The sequence below is a fragment of the Psychroserpens sp. XS_ASV72 genome, from assembly GCF_041224425.1.
Classification (GTDB): Bacteria; Bacteroidota; Bacteroidia; order Flavobacteriales; family Flavobacteriaceae; genus Psychroserpens.
Genome location: NZ_JBGFGL010000064.1, coordinates 1 through 416, shown reverse-complemented (window position 1 = coordinate 416; position 416 = coordinate 1). Strand labels below are relative to the sequence as shown.

Annotated in this window: 1 protein-coding gene; it reads right to left on the bottom strand. The window is 49.8% G+C overall.

Annotated features, from left to right (window positions below; genetic code table 11):
* Positions 1–319: hypothetical protein (locus tag AB9K26_RS00935; protein WP_369970662.1), on the bottom strand; the 319-nt coding region annotated here is incomplete at its 3' end.
* Between the last annotated feature and the right edge of the window lie 97 nt (positions 320–416).

Below are 416 nucleotides of genomic sequence, written 5' to 3'. Positions count from 1 at the left end.
GCTCTAACGGACTCGGTTGGACCAGCACCGGAAGTGCATTGACGACCAAATCCAGGGTCGTTAACTTATGGCAACCGTTGGCCGTGTCCTCCACCCTTACCCATAGGGTCTGCATAAATGCCGTTGTATTGGTATATGAGGTCGGGATCCCTATCGCGTTAATCCCCAAATCTGCATTGGCCTCTACCTCATAATACGTCACTAAGTATTGTGCAGGGTCCAATCCATCTAAGATCTCTGAATCCTTACTTGTCAAATCAAACTGTGCAAAACCATCTGCAGAAACATCGTCACAGACCTCCAATGGCGTCGGGTCCAAAATCTGGGGCGTCGGGTTGACTATCAACAACACCTCTATAAGGGTCGCACAGTCAGTCGCTATCGTAGCGCTCTCTACGCGTGCATAGACAACCTGT